Source organism: Nocardia sp. NPDC049737 (assembly GCF_040674755.1).
Taxonomy (GTDB): domain Bacteria; phylum Actinomycetota; class Actinomycetes; order Mycobacteriales; family Mycobacteriaceae; genus Nocardia.
This window is the reverse complement of sequence record NZ_JBFANH010000052.1, coordinates 16,267-32,589: the sequence shown is the minus strand read 5'-3', so window position 1 is coordinate 32,589 and position 16,323 is coordinate 16,267. Positions and strand designations below refer to the sequence as shown.

Genomic DNA, 16,323 nt, shown 5'->3' with positions numbered 1-16,323 from the left:
GCCGTCGAAGCGCATGCGACGAAGTCGCGAGTCTCGACGGCTCGGACGCGAGACACCAGGGGGCCGCGAACACGCGGCGCCCGCGCCGCCAAAAACACAGCTATGGTTGCGAGGCACTGGCGGACCGAGCAGGGGGTCCGCCGATAGGTGGCGAGGGTGACCGACGGGTTGTCGGCCGAACCGAGGAGGGTGTACGGCAGTTTGAGTACCCACGTTCTCCGTTGCGACGGCGCACCGGTACCCATCGCCCTCGCGTCGCTGCCGCTTTCGCAGACGACTGCCATCCCGGAAAACAGCGTCATCGATGAGCTATTGCCTGTCCTGGCCGCCGATAGCCTGCCCCGGCTGATCGTGCTCGGCGACGACGCCGCCTTGGCCTCCGTGCTGACCCATCTGATGCGGACCGAGCGGCTGCATGTGGAGATCGGGTATGTGCCCGTCGACAAGACCTACGGTTCGCGCGCCTACCAGACCGGCACCGGCAATGCCGCCGCCAAACGGGCGGTGGAGGGCCGGGCCGTCGAAACGCCGCTGATTCGCGACGACACTGGAACCGTGCTGGTCGGTCGGGCCGAGATCACCGGGCCCGGCGGCGAGAAGCTCGAGGGCGAGGCCTATGTGGATGACGCGCAGTTGTTCTCCGGCAAGGTCAGCGCGATGGTCGTCTCTCCGATGCTGGATTTGCCGGGGGTGCGGGCGAGCGTGCAGAAGAACATCATCCGCAGGCGGCGCTGGCTGGAGGGTCGGGCCGCGCAACTCGGCACGCCGGGGGCCGTGGTGACAAGGGACGGCATCGCCAACGATCGGGTGCTGCCGCGCTCGTCGTTCTATCGACATCACGAAAACTGGCTGCTGGTGCGATGACGGTTCCGTTCTCGAGGGATCGCCGCCTGGGTGCCGTGCGGCCGAGCCCGATATTCCTGCTGGTGATCGCGGTCGCGGTGGCCGGTGGTGTGCTGGCGTGGGATGCCGATCCGCAGTCGACGCGGGCGAAGTTCGGGGTATTTCTGCTCGTCGTATTCGGCTGGATCGTCACGCTGTGTCTGCACGAATTCGCGCATGCGTACACGGCGTGGCGGGCGGGCGATCGCGAGGTGGAGTTGCGGGGTTATCTCACGCTGAATCCGCTGAAGTACAGCCATCCGCTGCTTTCGATCGTGTTGCCGATGGTGTTCATCGCGCTCGGCGGTATCGGCTTGCCGGGCGGTGCGGTGTACGTGCACACGCATAACGTCAGCGCGCGCATGCAGCGGATCATCAGCGGCGCCGGACCCGCGGTGAATGCGGTGTGCGCGGTGCTGTTGCTGGTGGTCGTGCGGTTCTTCGGCAGTGACAATTCGCATCGCGCGTTCTGGTACGGCCTGAGCTTTCTGGCGTTTCTGCAAATCACCGCAACGCTTTTGAACATTCTCCCGGTGCCCGGGTTGGACGGGTACGGCGTGGTGGAGCCGTCGCTGAGCTATCAGACCCGGCGGGCGCTCGATCAGTTCAAGCCGTTCGGAATGCTGATCCTGTTCGCGCTGCTGTTCACGCCGTCGATCAACAAGGTGTTCTTCGATGCGGTGTACTCGCTGTACGAATTGTCCGGGGTCGATGCGGACTGGTCACGCTACGGCAGCTGGTTGACCCGGTTCTGGACCTAGCCGATATCCGGTCGCCCGGTCCGACCTCCCGGACCGGGCGACCTCTTCGCGCGACCTCACCCGCCCGGCCACCACACCATATGGCCGGTGGGCGGTTAGCCGTCGGGCGAAGCGTCCCAACCGCGCTACCCCTCGTAACCGCGGTTGCCTCTCGAGGCTATGAGCGTGGGTGTGGGCGAACACGAGTAGCGGACTACGTGAAGATCATGATTCGGTGCCCGAGACCGAGCACGCCGTCCCGCAGCGGCGGGAATATGTCCGAAATCCGCTGAGTAGTCGGCTCAATTCTCCGGCGGCACATGCGGATTCGGGACCGTCGGGGGCAGCAGGGCCATGGCCGAGATGCGCTGCATGCCGCAGACTTGCATTAGATCGACCAGCATCGAGCGCATCTGCGCGAAGACCACATGGGCCGAAAGTCCTGCGCCCTCAACGAGTTCCGGTCGCGCGGCCTTTGCGATACCGCGCAGCACCCTGGCGGCCTCGGCCTGGTCCGGCTGCTGCCCGGGATCGGCGAGCATCATCCGGCGCACCACCTCGACGGCTTGGGCGAGGCGCTCCAGTCCCTCGATCAGTCGGGGATCGAGGATTTCGTCGTCCTGGACCAGTGTGAGAGAACGACGTAGCAGCACCCTCGTATTGCGGACGGCATTGTCGAGCGGATCGGCGGTGGCGCGGATGCGATCGAGACGCTGGCGGTAATTCCAATAGAGCGGGGAGATCCGGCTGATCTCGCGGCCACCCTCCAGGGTGGAGCGCAGACCATCGATCTGGGGCTGGGTGGCGCGGGCCGCCGCCAGGGACGTGCGAATCTTCTCCGGATCCTGTTCGAGCAGGCCGTCGGCACATTCGTGCAGCGACTTCGCCAGCACCGCAAGGACTTCCGCGGCTTGCTCGCGGGCCCGGCGCACCGGATGCAGCGGTATCGATGCGACAACGACAACGCCGACCAACCCACCGATGAGCGCGTCGATCATGCGCGAGAAGCCGCCGCCCGCCGAAGGCGGCAGCAAGGTGGCGACCAGCACCGCCGAACCGGCGGCCTGCATGGTGATGATCGAACCGCCGTCCAGGAATACCGCCAGGGCCATGGCCACCGCGACGACGAAGGCGATCTGCCAGACGCCGGTGCCCGCGCGGGTGATGAACAGGTCGCCGATGCCGATGCCGACCGCGACGCCGACCACCAACTCCACCGACCTGCGCAGCCGGGCGCCGAACGAAATGCCGATCGAGACAACCGCCGCGGTCGGCGCGAAAAAGGGCTGGGTGTGCCCGACTATTTTGTGCGCGATAAACCAGGCCAGCGCCGCGCCGACCGCGCACTGCAGAATCGGCAGCGCGGACAGTCGCAATCGCGCCCACGAGCTGCGCAGCTTCTGCATGCTGCTGGCGCGGGCGACGCCAACAGGGGAATTGGGGTCGAGCCCGCCCGTCGCCCGACCACCACCCCTCATCGAATCGCTACGTGATGCCGCAATCACTACTTAGTCGAGGCCCAGCTCACCTGCGGCGCGCGGGTCGCAGTCTTCCAGCAGGTCGAGGCAGCGTGCGTACTCTGCGGTCTCGCCGACCGCCCTTGCCGCTCTGGCAAGTGCGGCGACACAGCGCAGGAAACCACGATTGGGTTCGTGGCTCCACGGCACCGGACCGAAACCCTTCCAGCCATTGCGGCGCAATAGGTCCAGGCCGCGGTGGTAGCCGGTGCGCGCGAACGCGTACGCGGCGACGATGTCGTGATTGACCACCTGAGTATCGCCATCCGCCCCGCCGCGCTCCAACGCGGCCTCCGCGAGATGGGCCCAGGCGATCGAAGCTGCCGGATGCGCGGCCGCGACCTGCACCGGATCGGCGTTGTTCAGCAGCGCCTCCTCCGCATCGGAGTCTTCGGGCAGGAGTACCGGTTGCGGTCCGAGCAAGTCACCGAACGAGGTCATGCGGTTCATTGTGCACTGCGCGCGCGTGCTGCGCCGCCACGGCGTTCCCTGGCTGGGCCGCCGCTGCTGCCCACCCGCCGCTGTCGAGCGGGGCAGAGCGGCCACTGGGCAGGGGAACCCTCACAGTCGACCGAATTGCTGGCTAGGCTGGCCGTCGAGTTCAAACTGTTCCGCCCGACCGAGGGGTTATTAGGTGTCCGACCCGAACGACGAGAAGAGCCCGGCACGAAATCCCGGCCGCCCCGCCGCAGCGGCCGACCCGCGCCCGGCCACGCCCACGGACCGGAAACCCGCATCGTCCACCGAGTCAACGGGATCGGGCGCACCCTCGCGCCCCGGTCCCGCCGCAGGCACCTCGTCGGGAGCCGGGGCCGGCGCGAAGGACGGCGCAGCAGACGCGACCCGACCGTTCCCGTCATCGTCAGGGCCCGGCTCGTCGGGGTCCAACGCACCCTCGGGAACCGGGAAAGCCGCCGGCGAGCGCGGACCAGCGGCTCCTACTCGGCCGATTCCGTCGCCATCGTTGCCGAAGCAGCCGCCCACCGGTGCCGGACAGTCCGGCGGGTCGGGTGCGGCAACCGGGGACATCGCCGCGCTCGGGAAGCCTGCTGCCCCGGGCCAGCCAGGCGGAGCGGTCAATGCACCGTCGTCACCATCCGCCCCGGGCGGCGCGGGCCAACGAAATAGCGGCACCGCCTCGCCTGCTCCCGCGCCGGGCAACACAGCCGATCTCGGCGCCACGGACCAACGCGGTAGCGGCGCATCCGCTCGAACTCCGAACGCCGCCTCAAAGCAGGGCGGCACAAGCCAGCGAGGTAGCGGCACCGCACCGTCCGCTTCCGCGCCGGGCAACGCAAGTCGGCCGGGCGGTACTGGCCCACAAGGTGGCAGCGCAAACTCATCTACTCCCGCGCCGAGCAATGCAGCCAAGCCGATCGGCGGGAGCCAACAAGATGGCGGCACCGCACCGTCTGTTTCCTCGCCAGGCAACGCAACCAGGCCGGGCAACGCAACCGGGCCAAGCGGCACAGCCCAACGAGATAGCGGCACCGCCTCGCCTACTCCCGCGCCGGGCAACACATCCAGGCCGAGCGGCGGGAGCCAACAAGGTGGCGGCGCAGCCTCATCCGCTCGAACACCAACCGCCGCACCGAGGCCAGGCGGCGCAAGCCAACGAGGCAGCGGCCCAGCCTCATCTACTCCTACACCGGGCAACACAGCCAACCTCGGCCCCACGGGCCAACGAGGTAGCGGCGCATCCGCTCGAACTCCGAGCGCCACCCCCAAGCAGGACGGCACAAGCCAGCGAGGTAGCGGCCCAGCCTCATCTGTTCCTGCGCCGGGCAGCGCAACCAAGCCCGGCGGCGCGGGCACACAAGGTGGCAGCCCGACCTCATCTACTCCCGCGCCGAGCAAGGCAGCCAAGCCGAGCGGTACCGGCCACCGAGATAGCGGCCCCGCCGAACCTGCTCGCGCGCCGGAAGGCGGGAGCCAACAAGGTGGCGGCGCAGCCCCATCCGCCCAAACGCCGAGCGGCGCACCCAAGCCTGCCGGCGCGAGCCAGCGGGATAGCGGCCCGGCCTCATCTACTCCCACCGCGGGCGGCGCAACCCGCCCTGGCGGTGTGACCCAGCAAGGTGGCGGCGCAAACGTCTCCGGCGGCGCGGGCCAACGAGGTGGCGGCGCGGCCGCATCTGCTCCGACGCCGGGCAACGGGCCGAGCCGTACAACCGGGCCGAGCGGCCCAGGCCAGCGAGATAGCGGCCCCGCCCAACCTGCTCCTGCGGCCGGCGGAACTACCAGGCCGGGCGGCGTGGACCCGCGGGGTAGCGGCGCGGTCTCGTCCGCACCCGCTGCTGCGAAGCCGGGCGCAGTTGCCGGTTCGGGGCAGCCCGGGGGTACCGCGGCGAATTCCGAAGGGAAGACTGCGGAGATCTCGCGTGGTGATGTCGTAGACAAGGGAAAGTCGGGCCCGGCGAAGGCGCCGGGTGCGGGGTCGCCTGGCCAGCCGACGCCAGCTGGTGGGTCCGGCCGGGCGGGCAGTACCGCCTCCGGGCAGAACGCACCGACGGTCGTGATCAAACGGGGCGGTCCCGCAGCCCAGGGTGCCGGCGGTACACCGAAGTCTGCCGCGGCCGGCGGAACTGCCGCGGCGGCCGCCGAAGGATCCGCCGCAGGCGAAGCCGAAGCAGTAGCCGACAAGTCCGCCGGATCGGCCGCTGCCGAATCGACTACTCGGCCGACGGGAGCTACGCCACCGGCCGAAGGCGCTGCGCCACCAGGTGACGCTCCCGCATCCGCTGCGGAAACCGCTGTGATTCAGCGGGATTCGGATGCGGCAAAGGCCACGGCACCAGACGACAAGGTCGACGATTCCGCAGGTGCGGATGCGGCGACCATGGTGATGCGACGGGTCGACCCGAAGGCAAAGAGTCCGGCTGTGGCTCCGCCGCAACCGGAACCGGATTTGGCGGGTGCGGACGACAAGACCGTCGCAATGCCGGTGATTTCGAAGCTGGATGCCGAGCAGACCGTCGCATTGCCGATTCAGAAGCCAGTCGATAAGAACGCCACGGAGCGGATGCGCGATGCCGGGACCAAGCCCGGTACCGACCGGGTCGTCGCGCCCGCGGCGCGGCCCGGGCCGATCACCAAGCCGCCGAGCACCCCGCGTCCTGCGGCCGGTCCGAAACAGGCTGGGGCGCAAGGGCCTTCGCAGAGTGGGCCCGGCGTAGAGGAGACCGCACCGTCGGCGCCGCGCGGTCCCGGCCGGCCACGTCAGGTCGCGTCGGCCCCGTCACCTGCCGATACCCAGCAGACTCGCCCCGCTCAGCCGGTCAACGGACCGCGGCCGATGGCCCAACCGCAACGAATCACCCCGCCTGATCAGCAACCGCCGGCCGAGCGTTCGAAGCGCTGGTTGTTCATCGGGGCGGCCGCGGTTGCGCTCATCGCGGTGATCGGGCTCGCGGTCGTGCTCGTCGGGAATCGGGGCGACAACTCCCCGGAGGCCAAGGTGCGCGCCACCATCACCGATTACACCGCGGCGCTGGAATCCGGCGATCTCGGGGCGCTGCGCAACACCACCTGCGGGCAGCTGCACGACTTCTATCAGAACATTGCGGCGGACCAGTTCGCGGGCGTGCATCAGCTGTCGATGGATCGCAAGAACATCCCGGTGGTGGCGAGCGTCGATACGATCAAGGTCACCGATAAAACGGCGATCGCGCAGGCCACCGTGTACACCGATGCGGATCCGACGAAGCGCTCGGCGAGGACTTTCGATTTGGAGCAGACCGCCGACGGTTGGAAGGTCTGTGATCCGCCGAGCGCTGGGACGCCCTAGTCGAAGGCAGCGCCGAGTCGAGCAGGACATATCCAAAAGGTAAGCCCTCTAACCGGTAGCGAACGTCACACTCACCTGGTCATCAGACCGGTTCGCCAGTAGCATGGCCCGGATCATGGTCAGGGAGCAGACAATCGAAAAGCCGGAAATCGAAGCGGTCGAACAGACAGCCACGGCGGCGGGACGCCGGTTCCGGGTGCGCGAACACTATTCGGTCGGCCGGGAAAAAATCCGTGAGTTCGCCCGCGCGACGCAGAGTCGCCACGGTGCGCATTACTCCGAACCCGATGCGCTCGAGCTCGGTTACGACGGCATCATTGCGCCGCCGACCTTCGCCTCGGTCATCGGCATCAATGCGACCAGGGTCCTGCTGGATACGGTACTCACCGAATACGACCTGTCCCAGATTCTGCAGACCGACCAGGTCTTCGAGCTCACCCGCCCGATCCTGGCGGGCGACCAGCTCAGCACCGAGATCGTGATCGACTCGATCCGCCAGTTCGGCGATAACGACTTCATCCTGGTGACGTTCTCGCTGACCAATCAGCACGGCGAGATCGTGCAATCGGGTTCGACCACCATCGTGGCGCGCCGCGGTGTCGAGGTGGATCCGAATATCGCGGCCGCCGTCGAGAACATCATGATGCACGCGCGCCCGGTCACCATCGGTGACATCACTAGGCCGGATCCGCTGGTCGCGTTGTCCGCGGATGCTCCCGCCCCCGGGCAGCCCGCAGTGCGCAGCGCTTCGGTGCGCTCCCTCCCGGAGTTCGACCGACTAGCCGTCGGCGATCAACTCCCGCCCGAGACCGCACAGGTGACGCGCGGTGATCTGGCCAACTATGCGGGGGTTTCGGGCGATCCCAACCCGATTCACTTCAGCGAGCGCGCGGCCCAGTTGGCCGGACTGCCGACCGTGGTGGCACACGGCATGCTGACCATGAGCCTGGCGGGTGATTACCTGACCTCTTGGCTCGGTGATCCGACGGCCATCGAGAAGTTCAGCGTGCGGTTCTCCGGATTCGTTCCGGTGAGCGCCGAGGCGCCGAGTTCCGTCGAATTCAGCGGGCGGATCAAATCGCTCGATCCGCGCCGACGGACCGCCACCATCGTGCTCGCGGGTAGTTCGGAGGGCCGCAAACTCTTCGGCCGGGCCATCGCCGAGGTTCGCTTCGCCTAGCGATGCAACCTCATTCGATGGTCGCGTGCACGAGATAGACGTTGTAGTCGCTCCAGGTCGAAATATTGAAGTACAGGTCCGAACCCGAGGACCAGGGGTGGATGAATCCGCCGTACAGCTCGGGATATTCGCGCGCTGTCACCGTCGGCGCGCCATCGGACCACACCCCCTGCGGTGAATCCGCTTCGCGGACCACCAGTGCCACTTTCGCGGTATCCAAATAGCTCATCTGCCAGACGTTTCGGGAGGTGTCGAAGCGCACCGACAACTCACCTACGGGCGCGTCGACGATCGGGCTCGCGGAGCCGAATCCGCCTACCGGAGTCCAGTTTCCGTCGCTCCAGTACTGATAGGCGGTGGTATTGAGGAGCTGATCCTTCGGCACTCGCGCCAGTCCCACCGAGCCGAGCCGGGTATTCGGCGTGCCGAACATGTAGACGTAATCGCCCTGCGGAACCATCGCGCTCACTTGGAAATTCGCTAGTCCGAAGATATTGTCCCAGCGCGCGTAGGGGTCTTTGGTCCAGGTCTGACCGTGATCATCGGAATAGGCGATGCCGCCGTAATTGGTGAAGAACGTTCCCGGAATGCTGTTCCAGGTGCGAATCGACATATAGCTCAGGTACTGCCGCGCACCGAGTGCGAATCCGGAGGTCGGAATGGTGGTGACCTCGACATTGTCGAGTTTGCGGCTGGCGAGCACCTCGGCCGCGTGGCAGCGGTCGTCGGTCACCATCCGGTCGTAGGTCATGCCGTCGGTGAGATCGCGATCGGTGCTGAATGCGAGCACATTGCTGCGCCAATCCAATCCCATCCCACCAGGTGGATGGAAGCCGCGTCCGACGGTGTCGCCGAAGGCGGTCGCGATCTCGCCCGGCGCGCTCTCCCACATGATGCCGAGATCGGTGCCATCCACCTGCCAGCGCTTATCGGTGCGATTGACCGAATTCGCGCCGGTCTGCTTGGCCACCTCGGTGACCGTGCTGATCCGGGGCGTCGGCCGCACCGCCGACAACGGGGCGGGTTCGATCGACGGATCGACGCGCGGCGGAGGCGGCGGCACCTGACCGGCATCCGGTCCCGGTCCCGGAATCGCGAAGTGGAAAGGCTTGGGGCTCAACAGAATTTCCGGAATGCCGAGTTGGCTCGCCGGACTCGGTGGCGGTGCCTGTGCATCGGTGAGATCCGGGCACGGATTCACACAGGGATCCGACGGCAACTCCAGCTCCGTGCGAACCGGCGCGGGTTCGGCCGAAGACGGCGGCAGCACGGTGATCACCGGATACGGAATCGGCACTTCGAGCGTCTTGGGCACCAGGCCCACATGCGTCGCAGGCGGATCCGTGACACACGGACCGGCCACCGGTCCGGCCGGCGCGGCACCGGCGGGTCGCGCCGCACACATCACCCCGGCCGCACACACGACCGCACCGAACACCACCACCCACCGCCGAGTCATCCGCATCCCCTTGATATCTCGCGCGAAACGGAAACCCGTCCACGCCGCATCGACGCACCGCATGATGCCGCGCGACCAGCGCCCGACCCTACCCGGTTCGCCCCCTGTGCCTCGTCAGACTTACCGAATCGTCCATGTGCCGCACGGATATCCAGAATTAACAGGAAACTCCTGCTTCATTTCCGGGACCGCGGCCCGCCGCCCTGCTACCGTCCACGGCACGACAACTCGTGTCGGGGTGAGTAGCCGTCCACCGGAGGAGCAAAGGGCCTCCGGTGGTTCAAAAACCGCACTGCCGCCGGCGTGCAAAGCGGAGCAGGATGGAGATGTGAAAGCTTCACTGATCTATCGCCGCGCTGTACCCGCGCTCGGCGCCGCATGTCTGATGATCGGCGGCCTCGGGATCGCGTTGCCGATCGCCGCCGCCGATTCGTCCACGGCCCAATTCGTGGCCGGGCCCGATAGTTCGCTTCCGGTGCCGAGCTATCGGCCGGGACCGAAGGGGTCGAATGTGCCGCCGCCGGAGGAGTCGAAGGAGGAGTCGCCGAGGTATTACACCGATTGCGATCAGGTTCGGGCCGAGGGGAAACTGCCGCTCTATCGTGGTCAGCCCGGCTATAACCCGTATCTTGATCCGGATGGGGACGGCATCGCCTGCGACTGAGCGCTTACTGGACGGCCTGGAATACCAGAACCGTTGCGCCGATACGAATATTGTCGCCGTCGGCTAGCAGCGCACCACTATCGATCGCCTCGTCGTTGACGTACACACCATTGGCCGAATGCAGATCCTTGATCAGCAGTCCGGCCCGGCTCGGCATGATATGCGCGTGGTAGCGACTGGCCTTCGGATCGTCGAGGACCAGATCGTTATCGGTCATCCGGCCGATTCGCATGCCGCCCTGCGCGATTGCCGTGACCCGGCCGTCCGGCATGCGCAGCTGACCGCTGCGGACCGCGCGCGGCATCTCGGTGACGGTCTCGGTCATCGCCGCGGCCAGCCGCTCGGTGCGCTTGAGCTCCATCGTGCTCAACGGTTCCTGCCGCAGCACCCGCTGTTCGAGATCGACCAGGACCGGACCCGGATCGATTCCGAGTTCGTCCGCGAGCACCGTGCGCACACGACGGCACGCGTCCAGCGCATCGGCCTGTCGGCCGGATAGGTACAGCGCGGTGACCAGCTGACCCCACAGCGGTTCGCGCAGCGGATGTTCATTGGTCATCGAGACCAACTCACCGATCACCGATGAAGCGCGCCCACAGGCGATTTCGGCATCGATGCGAGCCGAGGCGGCCTGCAGCCGCTCCTCGTCCATCGCGGTGGCGAAACCGTCCGCGAACTGCAATCCGGCCAGATCAGCCAGTGCCCGACCGCTCCACTCGCGCAACGCATTTCCGAACAGCTGCGACGCGCCGACGTGGTCGCCGACCTCGGCGGCACGCGCGCCCGCATCCCTGGCCGCCTCGAAGCGGCCGAGATCGCAAGCGTCCTCGGCGATCTCGAGCCGATAGCCGGAAGATTCGGTGCGCAGCACCATGGCCGGATCGACACCCGAATTACGCAGTGCCTTACGGATATTCGAGACGAATACCTGCAGGCTGGCGGCATAGGAATCGGGGGGATCCTCGTTCCAGACCATCTCGGCCAGCGCAGCCGAGGCCACCGCGCGCCGTCGATTGACGGTCAGCGCGGCGAGCAAGGCTCGCGGCTTGGGCCCGCCGACCGCGACCGGTTCACCACCGACCAGCAGTCGCACGGGCCCGAGCACACGTACATCCAGACTCATGTACTAAAAGCCCCCCGAAGGGTAAATAGGGTCAGGCGCTGATCGAGCGACCCGCAGACTTCAGATCATTGCACGCCTCGACGACACGCGCTGCCATGGCCGATTCGGCCTTCTTGAGGTAGCCGCGCGGATCGTAGCTCTTCTTGTTGCCGACCTCGCCGTCGATCTTGAGCACACCGTCGTAGTTGGTGAACATGTGCGCGGCGACCGGCCGGGTGAACGCGTACTGGGTGTCGGTGTCGACATTCATCTTCACCACACCGAAGCGCAGCGAATCCTCGATCTCCGACTTCAGCGAGCCGGAACCGCCGTGGAAGACGAAATCGAACGGCTGCGCGTCCCCCGCCAGACCGAGCTTGGCCGCGGCGACGCGCTGCCCCTCGGCCAACACCTCGGGCTTGAGCACCACATTGCCCGGCTTGTACACACCGTGCACGTTGCCGAAGGTCGCGGCGAGCAGGTACTTGCCGTTCTCGCCCGAACCGAGCGCGTCGATGGTCTTCTGGAAGTCCTCGGGAGAGGTGTAGAGCTTCTCGTTGATCTCGGCCTCGACACCGTCCTCTTCACCGCCGACGACGCCGATCTCCACCTCGAGGATGATGTTCGCGGCGTTGGTCGCCTTGAGCAGCTCCTTGGCGATCTCCAGGTTCTCGTCGATCGGGATCGCGGAGCCGTCCCACATATGTGACTGGAACAGCGGGTTCTTGCCCGCGTTCACCCGCTCCTGAGAAATGGCGATCAGCGGGCGCACGAAAGTGTCCAGCTTGTCTTTGGGGCAGTGGTCGGTGTGCAGCGCGATGGTCACGTCGTAGCGCGCGGCGACCACATGCGCGAATTCGGCCAGTGCGACCGCGCCGACGACCATATCCTTCACACCCTGGCCCGAACCGAACTCCGCGCCGCCGGTGGAGAACTGGATGATGCCATCGCTGCCCGCGTCGGCGAAGCCCTTGATGGCCGCATTGACGGTTTCCGAGGAGGTGCAGTTGATGGCCGGGAAGGCAAAGGAGTTCGCTTTGGCCCGACCGAGCATCTCGGCGTAGACCTCCGGAGTCGCGATGGGCACTGTGAAGACCTCCGTGTTGTGCGGCAAAAGACAATTCTGTCAGTCCACAGACTAGGCCAGCGCCTTTTTGCCGTGTTTGACGGCCAGCCACTAAGTCGCATGGCCCGTTCCCGACCTGCCCACGCACGGAGCGAGTCTTACGAGCGACGTTCGCGGCCGGCTCACGTCCGAGTGGTCGAAGCGCATGCGACGAAGTCGCGAGTCTCGACCGCTCGGACGCGAGCCTTGGTGGCCGCGAACACGCCGTGCCGCAGGCGCGGCAAATCAAACACAGGTACTGTTGGCCGCGTAATTGCGCTGGCAGCTTCCGATGCGGTGGCAAGCAATGTAGGCCAGCCGTACCCGGGACAGGAGGCCGCGTGATTCTGCTGGCAGCGACAGAATCGGTGACGAGCAACGTCGCTTTGACCCAGTTGCTGGACCCGATGCACCTGCTCACGGAGACGTGGCTCAAGAACGCGGTACTCCCGGCGATCCTGGTGATCGTCTTCATCGAGACCGGGCTGCTCTTCCCGATCCTCCCGGGCGATTCGCTGCTGTTCACCGGCGGCCTGCTGTCCGCGACGGAGCATCCGCCGGTATCGATCTGGCTGCTTTTGCCCGCCGTCATGGTGACCGCCTTCGCTGGTGACCAATGCGCCTATTGGATCGGCCGGGCGATCGGGCCCGCGCTGTTCCACAAGGAAGACACCCGGTTGTTCAAGAAGCATTACGTCACCCAGACGCATGCCTTCTTCGAAAAGTACGGGCCGAAGACGATCATCCTGGCCCGATTCGTGCCGATCGTGCGCACGTTCATGCCGGTACTGGCCGGTGTGTCCAAAATGGATTACCGCAAGTTCGTCACCTTCGACATCGTCGGCGCTGTCCTGTGGGGCGGCGGTGTCACGGTGCTCGGTTACTTCCTCGGCAATATCGAATTCATTCGCAAGAACATCGAGCCGATCTTCCTGCTCATCGTCCTGATCTCGATCCTGCCCGGCATCATCGCGGTGGCCAAGAAGGTGCTCAACCGCGGTGCGGCGGCGCGCCCGGAGGCAGCGGAGCATGACCACGGAGGGCGCCGGGAGCGCCGCGAATCAGGCACTGACGAGGCCGCTCAGCACGACGCCGCGCTGACTGCCTCGACGAACGAGCAGACCCACTGAGCCGGTGTCCACGGCGCAGTTGCCCCTAGCAGTGGGCAGTTTCGATCCGCTGACCTCGGCGGGGCCCGCGCTCGTCTGGACGGTGGTGCTGACCTTCGTCTTCCTCGAATGCGCGTTGATCATCGGGTTGTTCCTGCCTGGCGACTCGATGCTGATCACCGCGGGCATCGTGATGGCCTCCAACGCCGCGGGAGAGGCCCATGTCTGGGCGTTGTCCATCGGCACGATGATCGCGGCCATCGCGGGCAACCAGGTCGGCTACGTCATCGGGCATCGCACCGGCCATCATCTGGTGGCCAGAAAGAACGGCCGCTACATCAACACCCGCAATCTGCAGCGGGTGACCGAATTGCTGCAGCGGCACGGTTTCCTCGCGGTGCTCATTTCGCGCTGGATCCCCTGGGTGCGCACGCTGTGCCCGATGGTCGCGGGCGCGGCGCGGATGGATCACCGCAAGTACACCGTGGCCAGCACGATCGGCGCCGTTATCTGGGCGCCGGTGCTGCTGCTCATCGGCTACTACGCGGGCAGTTTCCTGGACCGAGTGCCGTGGCTGATGCCAGGAGTCATCGGCACTCTGGTAGTCGGTCTGATCATCGGAACCGCCGTCGGCATCCGTCATTACCGCCAGGAGATCGCCAAACCCGCCGAGGATTTCGATTTCGAAACCGCTGGCGACGACACGAAAACAGCCTCGCTCTGACACCTCTGACCGGCGCAACCGTTCGCGTGCCGGTTCAGCCCTTCAAGCGCAGGACCGCGAGGACTCGGCGGTGGTGGGTGTCGGAGGGTGGCAGATCCAGTTTGGTGAAGATATTGCCGATGTGCTTTTCGACCGCGCGCTCGGTGACCGTGAGTGCGGTCGCGATCGCATTGTTCGACAGTCCCTGTGCCATCAGTTCGAGGACCTCGCGCTCGCGGGGTGTGAGCCGGGCGAGTGAATCCTGTTGGCGTGACGCACCCATCAATTGACTCACCACCTCCGGGTCGAGTGCGGTGCCGCCGGTGGCTACGCGGTCCAGGGCATCGACGAAGTCGCGGACGTCGGCCACCCGATCCTTGAGTAGATAGCCGACGCCGCTCGCGCCACCGGCGAGAAGTTCGGTGGCATAGCGGGTTTCGATCCACTGCGAGAACACCAGCACGCCTGTGAGCGGGTACTTGCGTCGCAACTCGATCGCCGCGAGCAGCCCCTCGTCGGTGAAGGTCGGCGGCATCCGCACGTCCACCACAGCCACGTCGGGGTTGTAGGTGCCGACCACATCGCTCAAGGTGGTGGCATCGCCGACAATGGCGACGACCTCGTGGCCGCGCTCGGCCAGCAGTCCGGCAAGCCCGTCGCGCAGGATCGCATTGTCCTCGGCGATCACCACCCGCAACGGCGTACTCATCGCGGCCCGGCCGTCGGCAGCAGGATGGTCACCACGGTCGGCCCGCCGGTCGGACTCTGCACAGTCAGCGTGCCGTCCACCGCACGCGCCCGTGCCGCCAGTCCGGAAAGTCCGCTGCCCGCAACATGTTCCCCCTCGATCGGCTGCAGCGCGCCGCCGATTCCATTGTCGCGCACCGAGACCGCGATAGTGTGCGCATCGGTCGGCACGACCGACACCCACGCACTCGTGGCATTCGCATGTTTGACCACATTGGTGAGCAGTTCGGCGACCGAGAAGTAGGCGATCGCCTCGATGGCCGGATTCGGCCGCTGCGGCAGATGGACTCGCAGCTCCACCGGAACGGCACACCGTGAAGCCAGCGTCTCCAGTGCTGGTGCGAGCCCTAATTCGAGTGCGGGCGGATGGATTCCGCGCACCAGCTCGCGCAATTCGGTCAGCGCCTCCTTGGCATTTGCGTGCGCGTCGGCGATCAGATCGCGCGCGTCGCCGCCGAGGGATATCCGCTCCTCGGCCCGGCCCAAGGCCATAGCGATGGTGACCAGCCGCGCCTGTGTGCCATCGTGCAGATCCCGCTCAACTCGCCGCAGTGTCGCCGCCGAATCCTCGACCGCCGCACGCCGACTCGCGCGCAATTCGACCAACTGCCGGTCCCGCGCCGTTGCCGACAGCAATGCGATGGTGAGCAGCCCGTGCACCCAGCACACCGCGCGCAGCAGCCACGGCAGTGCGAAACAGCAGATAATGCCGACAGCGGACATCAGCAAAACCCTTGGCCAAGTGTCGATATAGACGGATCCGAACTGGGCCAGCGAATGGTGTGCGACGCCGTTGTCGTCGATATTCGTGGGGTTGAACAGCACCCACGGGATGGGCGAGAGCGCGACGAATACCGTCACGGCCACCACGACCAGCACCAGATAGCCGCCGACCACACCGAGTACGGCCTGCGCGAACAGGAACACAATGGCTCGCCAGCTCGCACGATCGGTGAACGCGCTCTTCAGGAATCCGAAAAAGCCCGGCCGCGAAACATACGGCGGCGGCGCGTCCACCGGCGTATCCAGCAGATCCCTGGCCAGCGCGCGATACACCTTCGCCCACAGTCGCGCGCCCAGAATCACCAGCGCCAGAATCGGAATGCCGATGAGGACGATCGAGGCGTATAGGCCGCCGCCGAAACCGAAGAACAGATAGCAGACGGCGAGCATACCGATCGCGAAAACCGTGAATACATAGACGAGTTGCTTCCAGGTCCGAGCCTGGATCGGCGCGCGCAGGATCGCGCGCAGCACCTCTCGCGCGTCCGGACCGGCCTTGCCGGTAGGCGCGTCGAGCACGAGGGTTTGTGTCTCGGTCATGGACT

The 16,323-nt window shown here is 66.4% G+C and carries 15 protein-coding genes; 7 read left to right on the top strand and 8 right to left on the bottom strand.

Going from position 1 to position 16,323, the window contains the following annotated elements; translation table 11 throughout:
* Positions 1 to 201: 201 nt before the first annotated feature.
* Positions 202 to 864 (top strand): hypothetical protein, encoded by a 663-nt coding sequence (locus AB0J47_RS39535; RefSeq protein WP_364358898.1) that lies wholly within the window; start codon positions 202 to 204, stop codon positions 862 to 864.
* A complete protein-coding gene (locus tag AB0J47_RS39530; RefSeq protein WP_364358895.1) occupies positions 861 to 1,643 on the top strand; it encodes a site-2 protease family protein in 783 nt (260 codons plus the stop codon). Before AB0J47_RS39535 ends, AB0J47_RS39530 begins: the two co-directional genes overlap by 4 nt.
* A 281-nt stretch (positions 1,644 to 1,924) precedes the next feature.
* Here the strand turns inward: AB0J47_RS39530 and AB0J47_RS39525 are convergent, their stop codons facing one another.
* From AB0J47_RS39525 to AB0J47_RS39515, 3 genes are all read right to left on the bottom strand, one after another.
* Positions 1,925 to 3,028, bottom strand: coding sequence for an FUSC family protein (locus AB0J47_RS39525; RefSeq protein WP_364358912.1), 1,104 nt, complete (start codon positions 3,026 to 3,028; stop codon positions 1,925 to 1,927).
* A gap of 102 nt (positions 3,029 to 3,130) precedes the next feature.
* The gene (locus AB0J47_RS39520; protein ID WP_364358892.1) at positions 3,131 to 3,580 is read right to left on the bottom strand and encodes a DUF3151 domain-containing protein; all 450 of its coding nucleotides are present in this window, start codon (positions 3,578 to 3,580) and stop codon (positions 3,131 to 3,133) included.
* A gap of 189 nt (positions 3,581 to 3,769) precedes the next feature.
* The gene (locus AB0J47_RS39515) at positions 3,770 to 4,321 is read right to left on the bottom strand and encodes a hypothetical protein (protein ID WP_364358889.1); all 552 of its coding nucleotides are present in this window, start codon (positions 4,319 to 4,321) and stop codon (positions 3,770 to 3,772) included.
* Positions 4,322 to 5,393: 1,072 nt separating this feature from the next.
* Between AB0J47_RS39515 and AB0J47_RS39510 the strand changes: the two genes are divergently transcribed.
* A complete protein-coding gene (locus tag AB0J47_RS39510) occupies positions 5,394 to 6,926 on the top strand; it encodes a hypothetical protein (RefSeq protein WP_364358886.1) in 1,533 nt (510 codons plus the stop codon).
* A 115-nt stretch (positions 6,927 to 7,041) separates the two neighbouring features.
* Positions 7,042 to 8,106: a fused (3R)-hydroxyacyl-ACP dehydratase subunits HadA/HadB gene (locus AB0J47_RS39505; RefSeq protein ID WP_364358883.1), complete on the top strand. Its 1,065-nt coding sequence runs from the start codon at positions 7,042 to 7,044 to the stop codon at positions 8,104 to 8,106.
* A 10-nt stretch (positions 8,107 to 8,116) separates the two neighbouring features.
* Here AB0J47_RS39505 and AB0J47_RS39500 read toward each other — a convergent pair whose 3' ends face one another.
* Positions 8,117 to 9,565 carry a DUF4185 domain-containing protein gene (locus AB0J47_RS39500; protein WP_364358880.1) on the bottom strand — a complete coding sequence of 483 codons (1,449 nt, stop codon included), beginning with the start codon at positions 9,563 to 9,565 and terminating at the stop codon, positions 8,117 to 8,119.
* Between the two features lie 328 nt (positions 9,566 to 9,893).
* Here AB0J47_RS39500 and AB0J47_RS39495 point away from each other — a divergent pair, with 328 nt between their 5' ends.
* Positions 9,894 to 10,229, top strand: coding sequence for an excalibur calcium-binding domain-containing protein (locus AB0J47_RS39495; RefSeq protein WP_364358877.1), 336 nt, complete (start codon positions 9,894 to 9,896; stop codon positions 10,227 to 10,229).
* 4 nt (positions 10,230 to 10,233) lie between these two features.
* Here AB0J47_RS39495 and AB0J47_RS39490 read toward each other — a convergent pair whose 3' ends face one another.
* Positions 10,234 to 11,352, bottom strand: coding sequence for a BTAD domain-containing putative transcriptional regulator (locus AB0J47_RS39490; protein ID WP_364358874.1), 1,119 nt, complete (start codon positions 11,350 to 11,352; stop codon positions 10,234 to 10,236).
* Between the two features lie 31 nt (positions 11,353 to 11,383).
* Positions 11,384 to 12,418: a class II fructose-bisphosphate aldolase gene (gene fbaA / locus AB0J47_RS39485; protein ID WP_364358910.1), complete on the bottom strand. Its 1,035-nt coding sequence runs from the start codon at positions 12,416 to 12,418 to the stop codon at positions 11,384 to 11,386.
* A gap of 425 nt (positions 12,419 to 12,843) precedes the next feature.
* Between fbaA and AB0J47_RS39480 the strand changes: the two genes are divergently transcribed.
* Entirely contained in the window at positions 12,844 to 13,566 is a 723-nt protein-coding gene (locus AB0J47_RS39480; protein ID WP_364358907.1) for a VTT domain-containing protein, read from the top strand.
* A gap of 19 nt (positions 13,567 to 13,585) precedes the next feature.
* Complete coding sequence (locus AB0J47_RS39475; RefSeq protein ID WP_364358904.1) at positions 13,586 to 14,269, top strand: DedA family protein; 684 nt, start codon at positions 13,586 to 13,588, stop codon at positions 14,267 to 14,269.
* A 34-nt stretch (positions 14,270 to 14,303) separates the two neighbouring features.
* On the opposite strand, the gene AB0J47_RS39470 is transcribed toward AB0J47_RS39475, so the two are convergent.
* Positions 14,304 to 14,957 (bottom strand): response regulator transcription factor, encoded by a 654-nt coding sequence (locus AB0J47_RS39470; protein ID WP_364358871.1) that lies wholly within the window; start codon positions 14,955 to 14,957, stop codon positions 14,304 to 14,306.
* Complete coding sequence (locus tag AB0J47_RS39465) at positions 14,954 to 16,318, bottom strand: sensor domain-containing protein (RefSeq protein ID WP_364358868.1); 1,365 nt, start codon at positions 16,316 to 16,318, stop codon at positions 14,954 to 14,956. The genes AB0J47_RS39470 and AB0J47_RS39465 overlap by 4 nt, the downstream gene beginning before the upstream one ends.
* Positions 16,319 to 16,323 lie beyond the last annotated feature (5 nt).